The organism is Brunnivagina elsteri CCALA 953 (genome assembly GCF_002289455.1).
Taxonomy (GTDB): domain Bacteria; phylum Cyanobacteriota; class Cyanobacteriia; order Cyanobacteriales; family Nostocaceae; genus Brunnivagina; species Brunnivagina elsteri.
Genome location: NZ_NTFS01000657.1, coordinates 1 through 2,196 on the forward strand (window position 1 = coordinate 1; position 2,196 = coordinate 2,196).

Below are 2,196 nucleotides of genomic sequence, written 5' to 3' on the forward strand. Positions count from 1 at the left end.
TGCTGAGTCCCAAGGGGACACGCTACGCGAACGTGCCTCAGCATGACATTTCGGGGTACTTTTCAAACATCCTCTTAGGAATGAGGATTTAATAACCTACAACTTTCGATTTGATTTGGAATGGTGCGTTACGCTGCGCTAACACACCCTACTTTTGAGACTTTTGCACTTTATTTAATCCGCGTTCCTTAGGGAATTCCAGAAAATAAAACCTCCAAATCATATATTTACCAACCCTATCATACGTAGGGTGGGGAGACCTTTCAGGTAAGCGCAAAGCGCAGGCTTCGCCAACGCCACTTTGACGGGACGGAAACCGACACCGCCAAGTGGACTCACCCCACCCCTACAATATTGGAGGATTTATTTCTTGGTGTTCCCTTAGGAACTGCTGTAAATCTATTTAATTTATCTGCAAAGATAATTACCACTGACCCAATCGCGTCTATTTTGATACGAAATATTCCACTGTATGTAATTAATTGGAGGCTTTGCAGTGGTGGAAAATGTATTCCTAGTGAGCCGTTAATATATAGATTAGATAGAGCAATATTTTGAAATGCGATCGCAAACAATTATCCATTAACCATGACAGCCACAATATTTCGTCTCTCCCCCCTAATTCGGATTACCCTACTGTCTTTATATCTGGCACTCACAGTTCCCCTACCCTTCCTGGCAGCAGCAACCCAAGCACCAACACCACCATCCCTACTTTGGGTAGGGATAATAATAGGTTTTATTGCCTTATATGCAGTATTATGCGAAAGAGTAATTGTAGATGACCAAGAAATAAAGGTTTCTTATCCAAAATGGGTTCCGCGTTTTTTTCGCAAAGGTTGGACTTTACCTTGGGTTAACGTCAAAGAATTCAAACCCCGTACTACAGGACAAGGTGGTTTAGTTTATTACTTCCTCAGCAACGAAGGGCAAGCATATTTACTACCCATGCGAATTGTGGGATTTTCCCGTTTCGTTAGACTGGTAGAGGAAAAAACTGGTATTGATACTAGAAATGTTTATCCCCTTGCACAACCTTGGATGTATGTGATTTTACTGGGATTTACAATGCTGCTGCTATTAGTTGATGGATGGACAATAGTTACAGCTTTGGGAGTTTAAGCTTGGACGTAAGAGATACTAATAAAATAGATAACAATAAAAATACGGCTTTAATTCGGCTCGAACAAGTCAGTATATCAGCCAAGCTAAACGTCAAAGCCAAAAACATTCCCGGCTACTCGATATTACAAGATATTTCCTTTGAAGTGTTTCCCGGCTCCTGCAATATAATTGTAGGAGCGACAGGTGCAGGTAAAACATTTTTATTGCGATCGCTTAACCGTTTGTGCGAACCTACAAGCGGCAAAATTTATTTCCAAAATCAAGACTACAGCCAAATTCCCGTATTCCAATTACGCAACTCGATTGTTCTGGTTCCCCAGGAGCCAAAACTACTAGGAATGAGCGTCAAAGATGCCCTCTTCTATCCTCTAGTACTGCGAGGATTGCCCAAACCGGAAATTCAACAACGGGTAAATCAATCGATTGAACAACTGCAAATATCCGATGATTGGTTAGGAAGAACCGAACTACAGCTTTCATTAGGGCAAAGACAAATAGTTGCGATCGCACGAGCTTTAGTCATCCAACCCCAAGTTTTACTACTTGATGAACCCACAGCAGCACTGGATATTGGTTATTCGCAACTTCTCATGCAAACATTATCCCAGCTAACCAAAATCCAAAATCTGACAGTTGTCATGGTAAACCACCAATTAGAACTGCTGAAAGAATTTTATTCCCATCCCAACCAGCAAAATGGTAAGATACTACACCTATCCCAAGGTCATTTGTTGTGCGATCGCGCAGTTTCCCAAATCGACTGGGCAAATTTAAAAGCGACAATTCTTCAAGCTCAAACCGACGATGATTTTATTTAGCTTTATTTTTTGTAAAATATATGCTTATAAAACAATTAGTAGTAGGTTGGGTGAAGACGCACGAGTTATATTTGTAGTGCGATATGCCTTTGGCGTTAAGCTACCCTGCGGGAACGCTAAAAGCGAACGCTTATCGCAATCTCCCGTAGGTTGGGTGAAGGCTTTGCGTAACCCAACACATGATATGAAGAAAACAGAAATTATTTAAACAACAAAATAATTAACTCAACATTTAAAATTAACTCTTCAAATA

General features: G+C 40.8%; 3 protein-coding genes. All 3 read left to right on the forward strand.

The genetic code is table 11. From position 1 onward, the window contains the following. The first annotated feature begins 588 nt into the window (after nt 1–588). From CK510_RS29585 to CK510_RS29595, 3 genes are read left to right on the forward strand one after another with little or no spacing between them, the layout of a single operon-like run. Nucleotides 589–1,122, forward strand: a complete 534-nt coding sequence (locus CK510_RS29585; RefSeq protein ID WP_095725013.1) for a hypothetical protein — start codon at nt 589–591, stop codon at nt 1,120–1,122. A gap of 2 nt (nt 1,123–1,124) precedes the next feature. Beyond that, entirely contained in the window at nt 1,125–1,943 is an 819-nt protein-coding gene (locus tag CK510_RS29590) for an ABC transporter ATP-binding protein (RefSeq protein WP_245912506.1), read from the forward strand. Continuing rightward, on the forward strand, nt 1,930–2,151 hold the full coding sequence (locus tag CK510_RS29595; protein ID WP_095725015.1) for a hypothetical protein: 222 nt from the start codon (nt 1,930–1,932) through the stop codon (nt 2,149–2,151). The genes CK510_RS29590 and CK510_RS29595 overlap by 14 nt, the downstream gene beginning before the upstream one ends. Nucleotides 2,152–2,196 lie beyond the last annotated feature (45 nt).

What these genes read in the sequence shown, in the direction of transcription:
- CK510_RS29585 (WP_095725013.1), top strand. Translation starts at nt 589, where the DNA reads ATGACAGCCACAATATTTCGTCTCTCCCCCCTAATTCGGATTACCCTA.
- CK510_RS29595 (WP_095725015.1), top strand. Translation starts at nt 1,930, where the DNA reads ATGATTTTATTTAGCTTTATTTTTTGTAAAATATATGCTTATAAAACA.